This is a genomic window from Enterococcus raffinosus, from assembly GCF_018917525.1.
Classification (GTDB): domain Bacteria; phylum Bacillota; class Bacilli; order Lactobacillales; family Enterococcaceae; genus Enterococcus_A; species Enterococcus_A raffinosus_A.
Window position 1 is genome coordinate 1 of the sequence record NZ_JAHLOS010000044.1, and the last position, 17,317, is coordinate 17,317.

The following is a 17,317-nucleotide window of genomic DNA, read 5'->3' on the forward strand; positions in this document are numbered from 1 at the left end:
AATATTGGGTTTCATCTCTCTAGTTTAATAGGAAAAAGACCAGATGAAAAGCGGTCAAAAGATTGATGTATCAATCCTTTGACCGCTTAAAATGTTATACTTCCTTTAATGTTAAAAAATGAACATTAGATGCTCTTTTAAAACCGTTAGAATTACAAATCGCTAACCAAGAACTTTTATAATCATTTCCAAGTAAAATATTACTATCCGCTAAAAGACTAGTAAATTGTTCCAGTGTATTATTCTCAACAAAATTTTCAATGCAATCTTCTTTATCTTCTTGTTCCTCTAATAAACAATCAGCTACTACGTGTTCAGCATTTATTGAGTTATAGTAAATATAGTACTTTAAATTTTTAATTCTACTCGTACAACGTAGAACGCCTTGTCTATCTCTTTTTCTCCCCCATGTATTCAGAAGATGGTCTTTAAATTTGTCTGTTTTTACCACTACTTTATTATTTTCTATATCATATTTTTTATTTCCATCATGAGAGTCTACAACTATTATATCTTTTTCGTCTATATAAGAACCATCAAGATCCAGTATATGTGCAACAAACAAAATATCTTCATCACGAAATTTTCTTTTTTTGCAAATATTAGATACAATGTCACCTACTATGTTTTTTGCATTTTTTCTACTATTTTCAGGCTTGGTTAATAAATCTCCTCCAGTAATTTCGAATCTAACTTTTGTTTTATCGACTATTTGATCTATATATGGCTTTAATAAATCAACATCATTTACACCCTCAGTTAAAATGATCACTACTTTTCTTTTATTTACCATGCGAATCCCTCGCATCGCGTTTCTTTTTAAAAGCTTTTTTAAATGATCTTTTGATTTCATAAGAATCTGTTTCTTGATAAACTTCTTCTTCCATACCACCTAACTGTATTGCTCTGATATACATATCCCTCAGATTGTTTGTTTTCTTCACATTCGTTACCCGAATATACCTATTTTTAGGGTTAGTTGTCGTAAAAAGAATCTTTTGATATGGTAAAACTTCCAAGGCTCTTAAATTATGTGATGTAAAAATTAATTGACCTTTTGCTTCATCAGACAAAGCTTCTACAATTTCTCCTAATAAAAACTCAAAAACCCCAGCATCCAATTCATCAATTATAGCTATAACGTTTGAAGAATTATAGACATTTATTAACGTACTAAGAATAGAAACAATCTTTTTTATTCCATCCGATTCTTTTCTAAAAGGAATTGCTTTACCATTTCTAATAGAATCAACAGAAACCCGATATTCACTTTCTCCTTCAAGGTTTTTGCTTTTATCTTCAATTCTCAGTTTTATCGTTAAACCTGGAATTAAATTTGGTAAAACTTGATTTATTTGTGTGAAAATCAGATTTGCTGTTTCATATAAATTTTCCGAAATTTCTTCTGATGCATCCATGGGAATAGGGACTAAGCCATACATATTTTCAACTTGAAAGCTCATAGGTAAAAGTATTTCAGCATATATCATCCCAGAAAATTTATTTGAGTAACAAAACAAGTTTTTAGCAAATTCATTTACTAAAAACTCTAAAATTAATGGTAATTCTGAATTAATTATTCCTTTATTTTTTTCATCACAAACAAACTTTCTAATTCTCTCACTAAATAAAAAAGAGGTTTCATTTTGTTCAGATAAAGCATGCGCTGTCAATAACTCCACGCGTTCATCTTCATTGTATTTTCTGTCTTTATTTCCACAAAAATCTACGGAAATACCATTCTCAGTAGGTCTATAATCAAAAATCATTTTTTTTCGTTGATACTTTTTTAATTTTTTTAAATAAACACACTCTGATATGACGTTTACGTTATGGCCTTTATTTTTTAACCTCACTTCGTAAGAAACCTCTAAGTTACTATTAAATACTACTACTATTTTTATTTTCGATTCTTTATCTTCATTTAAAAGATCTACTTCTCCTGAATTTAATTTGCCACCTAAAATCAGCTCTCTAACCATTGTCAACGCATCAACTAGCGCTGTTTTTCCTGAACCGTTCTGACCATAAACCCCCATAACATTGAGAGATTCATTTTTAGCTGTCAAATCAATCGTTCCATTGCATACATTCTTGATATTTTCCAAGTTTATACGTTCTATTTTCACAGATTGGTTATTCATAATTTGTCTATCCCTCTAATATCATTTTATTATCTTGAGTTTACTCTAAAAAAAACACAAAATCAATATTTTGATATAAAAAATTCTTTTTAGGCGATTTTCGATTTAGTTAATGGACAGTTTACAGTTGAAAATGAAAGTAATTCTTCTACTTATTGTAATCAGTACTCTTTCGCTAGTACTGGATTTGAGTCAATACTTCGTATACGTTTACGAGAGTTTTTGAGATTCCGGCGGATGTGCCTCTCATCATTTCGACCAGCCTTCAAATAAAATTCATTCCACTTTCCCTTTTGTTTGCGGACGATAAGGTCGACAGGCAATTGGTTTAAATCCTGCATCTTTACTGTATTTATAGAATCTTTGACTCCAAATGTCCTTTCTAAACTGCGTTCTACTTTGATCAACGACGGTGCGCATATTATCAAACCAAATTTCATGCGGGATTCCTTCTTAAGAAAGAAAGGTATTGTTCAAACAACGAAGTAATGTATCTTGTTTTCTGTCTAGCGTTAACTTGATATACTTCCAACGTGAATTGCCTAGAACATATAAAAATAAATTGATTTGAAACCGTTGACCCGAACGATTGTAAAGGACAAGATCTTCTTTCCATTCAACTTGTGCAGACACTTCTGGCTCTAGAACTACTCACAAAACAAATGGTTTTCAAAGCATGCAAATAGTCCAATCCTTAAAAATAAACGATTGGACTTCCTAATAATGATATATGACTACTTTTTCTACATTATTCATTCAAAATAATTGTAAGCGTTAGGATGTTTGGTTAAAAAAACTTTCTAGTCTTCTCATCAATGATAATTTAGACTTAGTATCAATAAACAAGTAAGAGATCGCTGTTTTGGTTTGTTGAAAAATTATCTCTTCCGATAAAGAATAGCTGTTTTGATCAACTTGAAAAAACTCATTCGTTAATGTTGTATTCGAAACTGTGCGATTATCTGTATTAAAACAAAATGCTAAGTTATTTTTACTAAATATTTCCACGGGATAAGTTTGCCAGTTAACTGCTGCACCAGTTTGGATATTACAGACTGGACACATTTCTAACAACACTTCTTGTTTCTTTGCTATCTCCATTCCTTTTTGTGATTGAGCTAAAGCGATTCCGTGACCGATTCTTTTGGTCCCGAAATCAATCGCAGTTAGCGTACTTTCTAGGTTTCCTGTTTCGCCTGCATGGATTGTGTAAGGGATACCTAGCCGACTTGCATAACTAAACAAAGCTCGATAGTTGCTAGTAGGAAATTTCAACTCATCACCAGCTAAATCAACGGCTACAACAGTCTTTCCTAGATACCTTTTTACTAGATCTATCACCGCTTTATTCTGATTTTCTGATTGCTGTCGCATACAGCAAAAGATCAAACCAAGCTGAATGTCATAATGTCTTTCAGCTATATCAACAGCGGTAATCAATGCTTCAGTCACATCTTCTAATGAAAAACTCTCTGTAGTTAGATGCACAGGAGAAAGGCGAACTTCCAAATATAGAACATTCTCTTCTGCTGCTTGCTTGGCTACATCTAAAAGCGCTAACTGTAAAGCATGCTTGGTATGCAGCCCTGATGAGACAATTCGAAAACAGGATAAATATTCAGTTAAGCTGCACTGTTCAGCTGCGGTCATTACTTGATGTAACGCTGCGTCAGAGAGTCGTAATGGATTATCTTGTTCAACATAAATGCTGCGTAAGGTTTCTTTGCGAATTGATCCATCTAAATGACAGTGTAGCTCTACTTTAGGCAGCCTCTTTATCTGTGATTTTTCCATGACAGTACTTCACCTCCTTACAAAATCGACAGAACTTCCTTAACTAAACAACTAAAAATATTTTTTACTCGCTGAGTCGTTTCAACAACTTCTCCATGATCCAAGCTCTGCTGCATTCCTGCTGCTAAATTAGTAATGCAAGAAATCCCCAAAACCTTCATCCCCGCATGATTAGCCGCAATCACTTCTGGAACGGTGGACATTCCTACTGCATCAGCCCCTAACAGTCTAGCCATCCGAATCTCAGCTGGAGTCTCATAGGTTGGTCCCGAAAATGCTAAATAGACACCCTTTTTCAAAACAATTTTTTGTTTCTTAGCAAGGTTCTCTACTTTTTGTTGATACCCTAAGTCATATGCTTGACTCATATCAGGAAAACGTGGTCCCATATTCTCCCAATTCGGACCAATTAACGGATTATCACCCATACAATTGATTTGGTCTGTAATCAGCATCAAATCACCTGGCTGAAAACTTTCGTTAATTCCACCCGCAGCATTTGTTACTACCAATGAATGGCACCCTAACTCCTTCATCACTCGAATCGGATAAACGACTACTTCCATTTGATGACCTTCATAATAATGAAAGCGTCCTTGCATAACTAGAACTTTTTTCCCCGCCAGCTTCCCATAAACCAATTGACCCATATGGCCGACAACAGTTGACACTGGAAAATTTGGAATCTCTCGATAAGAAATGTTAATACTTCCCTGAATGTCTTCTGCTAATTCACCAAGTCCTGAACCTAAGATTAAACCAAAATCAACATCTTTAATCCCACGTTCTCTTAAATAGGTAACTGTCTCTAATAATTTTTCCATCGAATCCTCCTGCCAATTACTATTATCTTTTCGTTAACAATACATTTTTTGTACTTGCTGTGAAATCGGGCCAATCAATAGAACGCACAGAATAGTTCCTACGCCTATTTTTGCTCCTAATATCAGTCCAGCAATCACTAATAATCCATCCAAAAAAATTCGAACAGTTCTGAAACTAAATGAAATCTTTTTAGAAAGTGCAGTACTCAATGCTTCTAATGCCGCACTTCCTAAGTTCGCCGAAGCATATAAACCACACCCCACAGCCAGAATGGAGACACCTGTCAAAAGAAACAATCCTTGGACAATTCGAGTGAAATTGTCTGTTGAAAAATGAGTCAACAATAACGGAAAATATTTTAAACAAATGGTTAGTATTAGAAAGTTGACCACTGTTCCTAAACCAATTTCATTCCGCTCAATCAAAAAGACAAGGAAAACAACAAAGATATTAAATAGAAAACATAGCTGCCAAACAGGTAGAGCAAAATACTGTTGGATACCCAGATATAAGATACTAATCGTATCTACTCCTAACTCCAACCAAATCAACAAGCTGATTCCGACTCCCATTAAAGTGCTCCCTAACAAGTTTACTAATAGTTTATTCCTCATAAGCTTTATACTCCTCACAACGTAGCCAAAACCGAGCTTTCACCAGATAAATCAAATTTTCCAATCAATTCTCGCTCCAAATTGGGAAAAACAACGATAACATCACTGATTTTTTCTGATTCTGCCAATGCATCCAAATCTACTTCAGCGACTTGAGTATTAGGAGTAATTTTTTGTCCAGCAGTTACCAAAGTCTGAATACCTTTCCCACCTAGTTCAACTGTATCGATCCCAATATGCAGTAACAGCTCTACACCAGCTTCACTTTTCATGGTTATCGCATGTTGTGTCGGAAATACACTTTCTACCACACCTTCAATAGGAGAAAAAATTTTCCCACTTTTTGGTCTTACCGCAAATCCGATTCCCATTAGCTCTTGTGAAAAAACTGGATCCGCAACTTCGGAAAGCGGGATAAGCTGACCGGCAACGGGTTGAGTAACTATCGTTTCTTTTACTTTTTTAAATCGATCAAAAAACATGTTTTCCTCCTTATGTCTATCCAAATTTCAAGATTAGCCAAGCAAGAAACATCCTGCTCGGCTAATCAACTAATCTTCTGAATAAGTGAATATTGTTAGTAAGAATGAAACAGCCATGGTTGCTAATGTTGCGAGAGTAACAATTAGCACAAAGCTTGTATCTCCGGTTTGTGGATTAATAAAACCACCAATACCTAAGACGCCAATGGTACTCGCAAAATTATGAACATCAGCCATAGCAATAATCAGAGCACCAACTGCTGTTCCCACACAAGTGAAGACGAAGCGCTTTTTCACAGGCAAAGTGATTCCATAGATTGAAGGCTCGATGATACAGAAAAAGTCAGAAACCATCGCGGGAACACAGATTTTCTTCACCTCAGGATTCTTCGTTTTTAAATAAACCGCAAAAACAACGGCCATCTGTGCTAAAGGTGCTGTAAATATCATCGGAAGTAAATAATCCGTTCCAGTTGTTGCTAAATTATTAATTCCAATCGCAACCAACGGCCAATGCAGGCCTAGAATAACTAACGGTGTATACAACGTTCCGATGAACAAAGCTGCAATAATTGGCGAAAAGCTGAATAGGCCTAAAATTGCACTAGAAATAAGGCTGCTTGCTACATTTGCAATTGGACCAAACACTAAAATTGTTGCTGGAACACCAAGTATCAATGTAAAGAATGGTACAAATGTAAAATGAAGCGATTTTGGAATAATACCTTTTACAAATCGTTCTAACTTAGATAAGAAAAACATTGAAAGAATGATTGGGATGACTGTTGATGTATAACCATTCTCTGGGAAAACAATTGGAAGGCCTAAGAAGTTACTATGAATGTTGGTTTGAAGAATGGTTCCGTCAAATAGTTTATAAAGAACGTCCGACCCAGTTAGATCTGCTACTAAATTCGGGAAAACTAATGCCGCTCCAACAATCATGCCGATAAATGGGTCCGAATCGAAAGTTTTGGCACTAGTATATCCTAAGATAATTGGAAAGAAAGTGAATAGTGCATAGCCTATCGCATTCAAAATGACAAACGTTCCGTCACCAGGTGTGATGATATGAAAGGCCACTAAGAGGGACTGTACCCCCAGTATCAATGAGCACCCCACCATAACTCCAAGCGTTGGTGTAATGATCTTAGTTATAGTATCGATAAAACGATTCAATAGCGTCTTTTTGTCACCACTTTTTTCTTGAGCGTTCTCCTTTTCAGGCGCTGAACCTGAAATAGATAATTTAGGCAGCATTTCTTGATAAATATCATCAACCTGCATTCCCACAACCACTTGATATTGACCATTCGCTGCTTGCGCCGTCATAATTTCATTGTGACCTACCAATGCTTCTCGATTTACTAAGCTTTCATCCTTCAATGTAAAGCGTAGTCGAGTCACACAATGTGTCAGAGCAGAGATATTATCGTCCCCACCCACATTTTCAATGATAAAGTTATTTAGGTTCTCATATTTCCCCATCAAAAAACTCCTCCATTTCTAAATAGTTTCAATGTTCGCCAACTTTTCAAAAACATCTTCCATTAATTTATCGCGCTCAACGAAATAGACATACTTGATAAAATGCCTTCTAAAATCCCAGCTGTAATAGTGATTATCTTGCATGATTGGGCTATAAACAAGTTTGTCTTTCATAAATTCATCGCTCAATAGCCAACCGATGGGTACGATATCCCATAATGCACGAGACCAAACTTTCCCACCATTTTTAAGATTCGTAATTCTTGCCTCCTCTTCTGTTTTATTAACCATATAATCACAAAAACTGTTCTTCCCTTTTAACCAATACTCCAATTCAGGGCCTGTTGTCGCAAAAGCGGAAATCACACCCATTCCAGGAAACTGAACTAATGGCATTGGCGTATCTAATAATACTCTTGCTGCAATTAAATCTTGGCGGCAGTTAAAGGATAAATTGTTATGCCATTCATATCCTAATCCACCTAACCACAAAACGACTATATTATCGATAATTTTTGGTTCTAGCAAAATTGCTGATGCGATATTTGTTGCGGCAGCAATTCCAATCACATATAACGGATTCTCTGGTGAATGATCCAATGCTGTATCGATCAAATGTTTTACAGCATCCGTCATCTTTGGTTCTGAATCTGTCAGAAATTCCGTCGATCCTTTGAATGTAATCGTTTCAAATTCCGGACGGTTTAATAACTTGTAAACATTTAAAATCTCATCGTAACTTTTTTCCATTCCTTCTTTCGGACTTGCCGAATGGTGATTAAAGAATGGGGCAGCATAAATTCCTAAAATATTGAACTTATCTTGCGACTGAATCATATATGCTAGTGCATATTGATCATCAATCTCATTAAATGTATCTGTGTCTAGAACCACATCAATCTTTCCTTGCGGTCGTTCCAACTTTTTTATAATCTCGCTATTTTCCATACTAGAGATACCTCTTTCTCTTTTTTTCGAATAAAACGTTTTCTTCATTTCAAATACTATCACATTTTTGGTTAATGTCAATTTTTTTTTTGTTTATACCAAATATTTTGGCAAAAAAAGAGAATAAATTGGATATTCCAAATTATCCTCTTAGAAATTTAGATTGTAGTAAGTCGCACATCGTTCTGCAGTAAGCATTCTTTTTGTTTTGTATCAAAAGACACTTCGGTAATGATCTCATCATAATCCGTTGCTAAGTTCACTCGCCACATCGCAATCTCCGGGTATTTATTTTTTTCAATTAGCAACACGTTTTTTTTACAGCTTCGCATAATCTCTTTCTGCAATTCTGCATCTTGTTCCTTATATGCAGTAACCTCTAGTCTCTCATTCATTGCGCTTGGACTTAAAAAGGAAATATCGGCTCTTAAATTCTTCATTTGTGTTACTGTTGTTGATCCAAAAGAGTTTTCTTGTTTAAGGCTAAATGTCCCCCCTAGAAAAATCACATGAATACTCAGTTGCTTTTCTTGAATATACTGCATGATACTAAAGGAATTAGTAATTATCGTAATACTATTCAACAGTTCAGAATTTTGACTAAGCAAATGAACTAGCGGCACAGAAATACTATTATGTTCAATGACTACAACTTGCCCTGGAGAAATTAATTGACAAGCTCGGTCAGCAATTTTATTTTTTATTTCTGAATTGACTTCCTTCCGAAAAGAATAGGGAACATCTCTAGCAATTGTTGTATGGGCCAATGCCACACTACCATGTGCCTGAACAACCTTATCCACTAAATATTCTGATTTCAAATCATTTCGGATAGTTTCTGTTGTCACATCCAATAGCGTTGCTAAATCTGTCAAAGAAATTATCGGATTACTACTTAACACTTCAATAATTTTCTTTCTTCGTAAGGTAACTTTCCCCATCAAAACACCCCTATTATATAAGAATGATCAACCAAAATAATAGTTGATAACTTGTACGTTTTCTATTATATCATAAGGAATTTGACTTTTACGCAAAATAATTTGGTAAAACCCAAAAATAGTTACTTACACAATTTATATTACACTCTCGAAAAACAACTTATGAAGTCTTCTTTGATAAAGTGTTGCATTTGATTTGACAATTCAAGCTTTATGAAAAAAATAAAATTGCTATAGTTCATTGATTGATATTACTTTTCCTCTTTCTGTTGTTATTGAAAATTCAACTTTCTTCGTATCGTTGCTATAAGCTCTTGTCTCAAAACTGACAATGTTTTCTCCTGTTTCAACGATTTCTGTATACATTAATTGATCCTGTTGGATGCCACTTTCTTGACCTTTTTCATATTGATAATCATTGATTGCATCCACTATGGTTTGTATACTCATAATTCGCTCTCCTCTTGTTCCACCTCTTCTAGTTGTGCTTCAGGAATATGCTTATGCAGTGTATCTTTGATTTTTACATCATACGTATGAACATCAAATCCCATGGCCCCGCCAAAATCGGCTGCATAAATAATTCCTGTAAGATTTTCTTTATCTTTAATTCTCACTTTTTGACCCAATTTAAATCTCATGGGAGGGAACTTGTCGAGTTTTTTTAGATGAGCGAATAGTTGATCTCTTAGCATGTCATCTACAGCATTTTTATATTTTTCTTTTTGAGATAACTCCTTCTTACTTGGTGAATCAATTCGATCTAACTCACTATCGCACTTCAAAGCATTCAACTTTACCTTCGCAGCAATAGGATTACTCTCAACTCTTTGATTATACTTTCGAGAACTTTCATCTTGTCTACGAGTAATTGCATCTACAGCAGTCAAAGTATTCCTTGAAAAACCATGGGCGGCTAGATCTACTAATGTGATATCACTATTTTCTACAACGTCATGTAAATAGCCAACAATTTTTTCTTCGATTGTTTCTCCAGCTTCTCCGACTGCTTTTACATGCTCAAAATAAGCGACTCCTACTTTATCCAATTGACCTTTATGTGCAGTTTTTGCAATTTTCTTGGCCATCAGTAACTCGTTTTCGTATTCATTGGATTTCATTTTTTGTCACTCCATTTCAAAATTTAGAGCGTTAAATTAATACCACACACACCATTAAACACTCAATCTACTTTTTTGTTTTATGATTTTCAACTACTTTCTTTTCAGCAACTCTAATCCGTTCAATATCTCTTTTATCAATGTAATCCTTTTTCAGGACCTTATTGACTGTCCCTCTATTCAAACCCATAGAACTCGCTATTTCTCTAATGGATACTTTCTGAGCATTCAGTTGAAAAATTCGGTAAATCTGCTTATCGTTCAGTTGTAACCTTTTCAGTGGTGGAACACTCTTATTACGCTTTATTCTTTCAATTTCAAGAAAATTAGAAATAACATAATCCCCTTTTAAATGTTCTGTGTCTCGGTTGCTATCATTTCGAATCATTATTACAGCCTGTTTTTCAATCTCACTCAATTTCTCATAAGGTATAATTTTTTCTTCGGCTAACCCTCGTTCTGATAACCTTCTTGCAAGTTCTTTTGCAACTTTCTTATATTCTTTGGTTTTCTTTTCCGGTGCCAAATCAATTTGTATAATATTTTTTATATCACCTCGAAATTTCTCTTGTGATATCCTTGCGTTTATTTTAACTCCTAAAGATATTAACTGTTTCAATTCTTCATCTGTCATACTAATGTCTCCATTCGGTATACTTAGGTTACCTAGATATACCATCGAGTAATATGAAAGTAAACTAATAATTTCTTGTATACAGCTATAACTTTTTCATTTTTCATCAGATCGAATAACTAAACCTGTTCATACTTTAACGCATCTAAATCACTTTACCATGCTCGGTGGCAGATTCGTTGAGCTATTCGTTCTTCAAGCTCGTACTTGCTAATTGGAGTAAAGTTAATCATGTCAGCACTGACATTCACAGCCAGCGGTCCTAAAGCCTGTTCAAACATTTTTGGGGTATTATTGTGAACGTGCCCATATAAGTGGTATGAATCATTCTTAGCACCGTTCCATTCAAAAATCGGATAATGAAAAAGACACCACTTTTTGCCTTCTTCTTTAAATTCATAATAGTCTTTTACCCATTCGAACGCGGTTAAGTCAAAATCTTTTTGTTTTAGATAGCTCTCATGATTTCCTTTGATTAGGTATTTACGTCCTTTTAATTTCTTAAGCGTTTTATTACATTGATCGACAGTCGCGTGATAAAAGAGATCTCCCAAAATAAAAATCTGGTCGTCAGATTTGACAACACGGTTCCAGTTTTTGATCAGTGCATCATTCATTTCTTCAGTATTCGAAAATGGACGATTAGAAAAGTCAATCACATTTTTGTGATAAAAGTGTAAATCAGCAATAAAAAATTTCATTCCTAATCCTCCTCACAAATGAATGTTTTTATGCTAGGTGTATTCTCTTCTGATGGATAACCCACCGCATTCATATGGAAGACGGTATCCTCTATTTTGAAGTTTTCTACCAAGTGCTGATGGCCGCAGATCCAATGTTTCGATTTGAATTCTTTTACTGGGGTTACATATAACTCACTAATCTTCCCGCCAGACGGAGGTATAACTGGTGGTACATGGGTAATCATAACGTCCACATGCTCTAAACTTTCATAAAAAGCCATATCTGCTTCATGATATTTCTTATAAATAGTGCTTGGATCAGGGAAAATGTACTTGCTATCGTTTGATCGTAAATTGTAGAATTTTAAGTTTTCAACAGATTTAATATTGTACCAAAGTCTTGACCCAGCAAATGTTAAACCACTAATTTCTACGGTTTTATTTTGCAAAAAGTGAATATTGGGGCTATTTTTGAAATGGTTTACTACCTCACTGACCCGATTCTCTGAAGAACACTCGTATACATCCAGCATTTCTTTTCCAACCATATAATGATCATGGTTACCAAAAACGACTAAAACATGGTCATATGCTTCTGCAAAAGATTCAATTAGCCAAATTGACTGTCGATTGATTTCAGAGTAGTCACCTGCTAACACAATGACTTCACTTTTTTGATCCACTAAATAATTTTGCCAAATAAATTCTTTCGTTTCCCGCTTCCATTGGCTGTCACACGAGCAAATTTGCACGTAATGATTTATGTGTAGGTCAGAGACAAAATCAATTGAAACGATTTTATGCGAAGCTAGTTTTTTCTCTAACTTAGAAATAGCTTGTTTATATTTTTCTACGCGATCAAAATCTACCTTTTTGGGTTGACCAATTCGCGATAAATCGCTGTTATGCGTTAAATCATTAAGCTTAACTTTTGTTGCTAGTGAGTTTTCACATACCCGCCTAATATAGGCATTCCAACTTTCGTTATCCTTTCGAGTGATTGCTTCAACTGCGTTCAGAATAAAAGTTGAAAATCCATAGTTATCTAGATCAGACAATGATAGTCCACCGTCTTCAATTACATCGTGAAGATAACCAGTGATTTGCTCGTTTATATTCTTCCCCATTTTGCTAACAGTTTTTACGTGTTCAAAATAGTCTACTCCTGCTTTATCTTTCTGTCCTTCATGGACTTTTTTAACAATTTTTTCTGCAAGTAATAATTGATCGGAAAATTGATTCAATATTCGTTCCCCCTACATAATCAAGTTTTGATTTTGGCAGTTGATAGTGTTTAAAAGAAAGGCGAATAAAAAAGGTGGGGGCCAAATAAAGACAAAAATCAAGCAGCTATCGTAGCATGCTAATTATGCTGTATTTTAGAATTCTAAACATGCCATTTATAATATAGAAAAGACTGTCTTTACATTAGCTTTTTGAATTCCCCATCCATTAGTGTCTCTTCTGATATTATTAATACCTTATTACACTCACATCAGAAGTATCCATGAATTTTGAAGACATCACCCTATAAGATACTGGATATCCATTTGATTTATCCTCTTCTTCTAACAGTCCTTCATTATTTATTCTGAACATGGTAATTGTGTCGACTTGTAACTCGCTATGTTTTACTCGAACATAGGCGTACCCTTCATGGTTTTCTAAGAATAAATCATACGGAAAAGAAGTTCTACCTAAACTAAATTGTTTATCTAAAACTGCACTGACCCAATCTTTGAATTGCTGCGAAGTTAGATTTTTAGTATCGACAGTTGTATCGGAAGAATTTTCAGTTGCCTCAGATGATTCCTCTAAAGGGGAATACGCTTCTGCTTTTTCAGCTAATATAGCCAATTGTTTTTTATATTCTCCAAATTCTCGATTCAATTCCTTTTTACTATACTTTCCTACTGATTCATCTCCAGAATTTGAATACGCTGTTACAGTTAGAAGATCTTCTTCGAAATGAACTCTTTGCGTTGAACCCATTGAGGAAAAACTTACAATCATATCTGGCTGCATCCTTTTCGATAATTGTATTTTAGAACTAGATCCTGTATCTTCTTCATAAGCATTGATTTGTTCGGTAATCGCTGCATCCATTGATCGGTTTTGAAAATTGGTTGATAGAAACAAGGCAATTGCCAGTTCTTCATTGGTCAGTTCATTTTGTGTGTCATTTATTTGATTAGCAATATTCTTTTCATTTTCACTAGTGATAGAAGTCGATCGAGTTCGTGATACAGATACACTTGAACTACCCATTTTCTCGCTAGCCTGTTCTGTTGATTCTGTACTTGAATTAGAGTCTGATTTTTGACAAGCACTAAATAGAAAAGTACTTAGAATCACAACAAAAAATAAAATTTTCTTCCTCATTTTGATCTCCTCATTAATTTACGCTTAGGTTTGATTTTTGAATCAATATGCTAATTGTATGTTAGCAACTACTCGTTTTAAATCAACTCTCTCTATACAAGAAAAACACTTAGAAGATTTGTTTCTCTAATAAGTGTTTTCATTCATTTATTCGTTTAGATGATTGTTACACTTCCCATGACATTACGCCGTATGATCCTGCGATTCCCTGCATTAATAATTGGTCAGCGTAGTTATCAATATATGCTGTTGCTTCTGCTTCAGTATCGAAAAATTGACTTCCACGTACGATATTTTTAGAAGTATCCTCGCCTTCATAGACTGTAAACCAAACAGTGTATTTGATTTGCGGTTCCGCAGGTTGTTCTGGTTGCGTTGGTGTTTCGGGCTGTGTTGGAGTCTCTGGCTGAACTGGCGTTGTTGGTTGCTCAGGCTGAGACGGTGTTGTCGGATTTGCTGGAGCTTCTGGTGTTGATGGTGTTGTCGGCTGTTCAGGCGTCGGTGCTGGCTGCTCTGTTTGTCCACCGCCTGTGTTTACTGTATTGTCTACAGTTGGTGATTGCTGCTCTGGAGCTGCATGTTCAGTTTGTGCTACTGATTGACCTGCCGGTTGGTTAGGAACTACTTTATCTGATTCTTGAATCGTTTGCCGATCTGTTACTACTCCATTAGAATCTTGAACGGTGACCGCATTTCCTTCAAAGATCATTTTATTACCTGCATATATTAAATTGTAATCACCAATGCCATTCAAAGAAGCTAGCTTTTCCATTGTTAAGTTCGTAGCTTGAGAAATCCCACTCAATGTGTCGCCCCAAACGATCGTATACTCACTTTTTCCTGCGACATCCTTTTTGATTTGTTCGATGGATCGAGGCTCCCATTTACCGTCAGTTTCAGATGCTTGAATATTCTGTCCGCCCATTAAGAATCCACTACTTAAAAGAACCGTACCGAATAAAGTTACATATCCAATTTTTTTCTTAGTGCTTCTTCCATATTCAACTACTTTGCTTTTTTTACTATGTTTTCCCATTTTCACATTCTCTCCCTCTTAATCTATACTAGGTCTAATTTTTTTCATGGCGATTTGAAGTAACCACCCGAATTTCTGGCCTTCGTGTTCCGCTTTTCAGTTTTTCATTTGCTTTTTTGTAATGATCAAGTTCCATTTTTAAAAATGCTGCTTGATTTTGTTGCTTCTCCAAAGCCCTATTTTGAATTAGAATCTTCTGCTCAAGTTTATGAATTCTTTGTTGCAGCATTCGTTTTTCAATTCCGACTAAGCTCTCACAATTTTCTTGACAACCTTCACAAATCGTACAGGTTTCCTTATCAATCACTGTTTGCGAAACCGTATAAATACCACACCATTCACAGGTTGTCTCACTAGTAAGCTCACTCTCATACAAAATATTCTGTACCTCAGATGTCAGATTTTCCATGTCTGTATCTAAGGAAATCAAAAGAGCTCCTTCCTTTTTCTCAACATCAGTAATGGAGTATCCTTGTGCAAGCAGTTCTTTCTCAGCTTTTACTAAAATCGAGTACCAACCACAGCCGATTTGATGTCCATATCGCATGAGCGCCAAATATTGCAAATTGTTGTAATTGATTGTATGTTCTGACATCAGCTATCCTCCTGATCATATTTTCCTGCTTGTAGTTCTGCTAAAAGAACTTGCATCTTTTCAATTTGAGGTCTTCCTGGCTTTGTCCCATCCAATATCTCTTTTGCATACACCGCAGAAATCCCTAATTTTTTTGCAAGCCACCTACGGCTTTTGTTTTTTAACGTTAATTGTATCTTGATGTCTTCGATCAATTGTTGTGACATTAGAAAACCTGCCCTTTCTCAATAGATTTGTAAGCTAATATAATTAGCTAATTCTCATTGACTTGTATCCAATAGTTGTGTACTATTACCGCATAGTTAATAAGCCCAGATAAATCTTATTTAAAGAAGTATTCTAAGTTTGGCGACGTCGAATTATTCTTTTTTATAAATATCTTCTTGTTAGCTTATTAAATTAGCTTACGAAACGAGTCTAACCCACAATTATGTACTTGTCAACAAAATTCATCAAACAATTGTGTTCTCTCTCTTTCGTAAAATTTTATCGAAAGTGTGGCATTGTTGATATGACAATATTTGAGCGTATACAAAACTTAGCAATAAAGCGAGATAAAACTCTTAAAGAGGTTTCTTTAGAACTTGGATATAGCAAAAACTATCTCTATACCTTGAAAAAACAGGTGCCTAATGCTGATAAATTGGCTGCAATAGCCTGCTACTTTCAAGTTTCCACTGACTATCTTTTAGGAAGGACAGACAACCCGTCTGTAAACGATGTAGAATCTTCAAAAGAATTTGATATCACTGATGATACGATTACCATAAGATATGAAAAAGAATCTCTTACTGAAGCAGAAAGACAAGTAATTCTTGCTGCTGCTCGTGCACTCATTGAACAGCGAAATAAGAATACTAATGAGCAAATATAGAATTCAAATAAATGTGAAACTTTCACTAAGCACTAAATATTTATCTCTTTCGTTTGTGAAAAAAATAAGCGTGAAATTTACTCACACTCATTTTTTTACCTTTCATATTCTCTTCAAAAGCCTTTATTTAAGGGCTTTTTTTGTTACTCTTCCTAGTGTGAATTTATTGGATATCAAAATCTTTCTTTGTGTGAAGAAAAAAAGCGCTTGTACTCTTTCAGAATGTGAAGATTGCTAGTCATTCTTAGAGGAAAGATTTGAGATAGATATGCCAATTCTGTTGTTTATAGTGCACCACTTCTCATAGCATCGATTGTAGAAAAGTGTAGCACAATTTCTACAATTGGTTATTTTTAAGTTATCATTCAAGTTTTTTAGTTATATTATCTAAAAATATGATAAAATATTATTGTAATAAAAAAATATTAGTTATAGTCAACGTCGGAATCATTTAGTGGATACATTTTGAGAAAAGTCTATAAAAGCTTCGATCGAAAGGAACTTCACCAAATGAAAAAGTACAGTCAAGAAAAATATAATTCTTCAACTCGTAGTAACTAGGAAAACAGTCACATAAACTTCTTGTTAATACGGCTTTGCAGACCAAAGGATTTACTGATCGTTGGAAGAAAAACAACAGTCCCATTATTGGCAGTTTGATGATTAACATTCGGATCTACCAGAGGAAAAAGAAATGCTAACTAACGAAGTAAGTAAACTTACACAGTAAAAAATCCCATTTACCGAAAGTGAAAG

Annotated in this window: 19 protein-coding genes and 1 pseudogene; 1 reads left to right on the top strand and 19 read right to left on the bottom strand. The window is 34.9% G+C overall.

Annotation, left to right across the window (positions count from 1 at the left end; translation table 11 throughout):
• Positions 1–94: 94 nt before the first annotated feature.
• The 19 genes and pseudogenes from KQI58_RS19130 to KQI58_RS19215 form a co-directional block, all read right to left on the bottom strand.
• A complete protein-coding gene (locus tag KQI58_RS19130; protein WP_216410572.1) occupies positions 95–793 on the bottom strand; it encodes a hypothetical protein in 699 nt (232 codons plus the stop codon).
• The gene (locus tag KQI58_RS19135) at positions 783–2,144 is read right to left on the bottom strand and encodes an AAA family ATPase (RefSeq protein WP_216410573.1); all 1,362 of its coding nucleotides are present in this window, start codon (positions 2,142–2,144) and stop codon (positions 783–785) included. Before KQI58_RS19135 ends, KQI58_RS19130 begins: the two co-directional genes overlap by 11 nt.
• Positions 2,145–2,423: 279 nt before the next feature.
• Positions 2,424–2,783: pseudogene (locus KQI58_RS23300) on the bottom strand (IS21 family transposase); the annotation flags it as partial.
• A gap of 135 nt (positions 2,784–2,918) precedes the next feature.
• Complete coding sequence (gene add, locus KQI58_RS19140) at positions 2,919–3,938, bottom strand: adenosine deaminase (RefSeq protein ID WP_216410574.1); 1,020 nt, start codon at positions 3,936–3,938, stop codon at positions 2,919–2,921.
• 17 nt (positions 3,939–3,955) lie between these two features.
• The gene (locus KQI58_RS19145) at positions 3,956–4,762 is read right to left on the bottom strand and encodes a purine-nucleoside phosphorylase (protein WP_216410575.1); all 807 of its coding nucleotides are present in this window, start codon (positions 4,760–4,762) and stop codon (positions 3,956–3,958) included.
• 33 nt (positions 4,763–4,795) lie between these two features.
• On the bottom strand, positions 4,796–5,377 hold the full coding sequence (locus KQI58_RS19150) for a YczE/YyaS/YitT family protein (RefSeq protein WP_216410576.1): 582 nt from the start codon (positions 5,375–5,377) through the stop codon (positions 4,796–4,798).
• A gap of 14 nt (positions 5,378–5,391) precedes the next feature.
• Positions 5,392–5,859 (bottom strand): PTS sugar transporter subunit IIA, encoded by a 468-nt coding sequence (locus KQI58_RS19155; RefSeq protein ID WP_216410577.1) that lies wholly within the window; start codon positions 5,857–5,859, stop codon positions 5,392–5,394.
• A 69-nt stretch (positions 5,860–5,928) separates the two neighbouring features.
• The gene (locus tag KQI58_RS19160; RefSeq protein WP_216410578.1) at positions 5,929–7,347 is read right to left on the bottom strand and encodes a PTS transporter subunit EIIC; all 1,419 of its coding nucleotides are present in this window, start codon (positions 7,345–7,347) and stop codon (positions 5,929–5,931) included.
• Between the two features lie 18 nt (positions 7,348–7,365).
• Positions 7,366–8,295: a nucleoside hydrolase gene (locus KQI58_RS19165; RefSeq protein ID WP_216410579.1), complete on the bottom strand. Its 930-nt coding sequence runs from the start codon at positions 8,293–8,295 to the stop codon at positions 7,366–7,368.
• Positions 8,296–8,453: 158 nt separating this feature from the next.
• Positions 8,454–9,236, bottom strand: coding sequence for a DeoR/GlpR family DNA-binding transcription regulator (locus KQI58_RS19170; protein WP_216410580.1), 783 nt, complete (start codon positions 9,234–9,236; stop codon positions 8,454–8,456).
• 231 nt (positions 9,237–9,467) lie between these two features.
• Positions 9,468–9,686 carry a hypothetical protein gene (locus KQI58_RS19175; protein ID WP_216410581.1) on the bottom strand — a complete coding sequence of 73 codons (219 nt, stop codon included), beginning with the start codon at positions 9,684–9,686 and terminating at the stop codon, positions 9,468–9,470.
• A complete protein-coding gene (locus KQI58_RS19180; RefSeq protein ID WP_216410582.1) occupies positions 9,683–10,357 on the bottom strand; it encodes a hypothetical protein in 675 nt (224 codons plus the stop codon). The genes KQI58_RS19175 and KQI58_RS19180 overlap by 4 nt, the downstream gene beginning before the upstream one ends.
• Before the next feature lie 67 nt (positions 10,358–10,424).
• Positions 10,425–10,991 carry a winged helix-turn-helix transcriptional regulator gene (locus tag KQI58_RS19185; protein ID WP_216410583.1) on the bottom strand — a complete coding sequence of 189 codons (567 nt, stop codon included), beginning with the start codon at positions 10,989–10,991 and terminating at the stop codon, positions 10,425–10,427.
• Between the two features lie 155 nt (positions 10,992–11,146).
• Entirely contained in the window at positions 11,147–11,692 is a 546-nt protein-coding gene (locus KQI58_RS19190; RefSeq protein WP_216410584.1) for a metallophosphoesterase, read from the bottom strand.
• A gap of 2 nt (positions 11,693–11,694) precedes the next feature.
• The gene (locus KQI58_RS19195) at positions 11,695–12,918 is read right to left on the bottom strand and encodes a metallophosphoesterase family protein (RefSeq protein WP_216410585.1); all 1,224 of its coding nucleotides are present in this window, start codon (positions 12,916–12,918) and stop codon (positions 11,695–11,697) included.
• Positions 12,919–13,147: 229 nt separating this feature from the next.
• A complete protein-coding gene (locus KQI58_RS19200; protein WP_216410586.1) occupies positions 13,148–14,056 on the bottom strand; it encodes a hypothetical protein in 909 nt (302 codons plus the stop codon).
• 166 nt (positions 14,057–14,222) lie between these two features.
• On the bottom strand, positions 14,223–15,098 hold the full coding sequence (locus KQI58_RS19205) for a LysM peptidoglycan-binding domain-containing protein (protein ID WP_216410587.1): 876 nt from the start codon (positions 15,096–15,098) through the stop codon (positions 14,223–14,225).
• Between the two features lie 28 nt (positions 15,099–15,126).
• Entirely contained in the window at positions 15,127–15,687 is a 561-nt protein-coding gene (locus KQI58_RS19210) for a hypothetical protein (protein WP_216410588.1), read from the bottom strand.
• Positions 15,687–15,893, bottom strand: coding sequence for an XRE family transcriptional regulator (locus tag KQI58_RS19215; RefSeq protein ID WP_216410589.1), 207 nt, complete (start codon positions 15,891–15,893; stop codon positions 15,687–15,689). The genes KQI58_RS19210 and KQI58_RS19215 overlap by 1 nt, the downstream gene beginning before the upstream one ends.
• Positions 15,894–16,198: 305 nt before the next feature.
• On the opposite strand from KQI58_RS19215, the gene KQI58_RS19220 reads away from it, so the two are divergent.
• A complete protein-coding gene (locus KQI58_RS19220; protein ID WP_216410590.1) occupies positions 16,199–16,561 on the top strand; it encodes a helix-turn-helix domain-containing protein in 363 nt (120 codons plus the stop codon).
• Positions 16,562–17,317 lie beyond the last annotated feature (756 nt).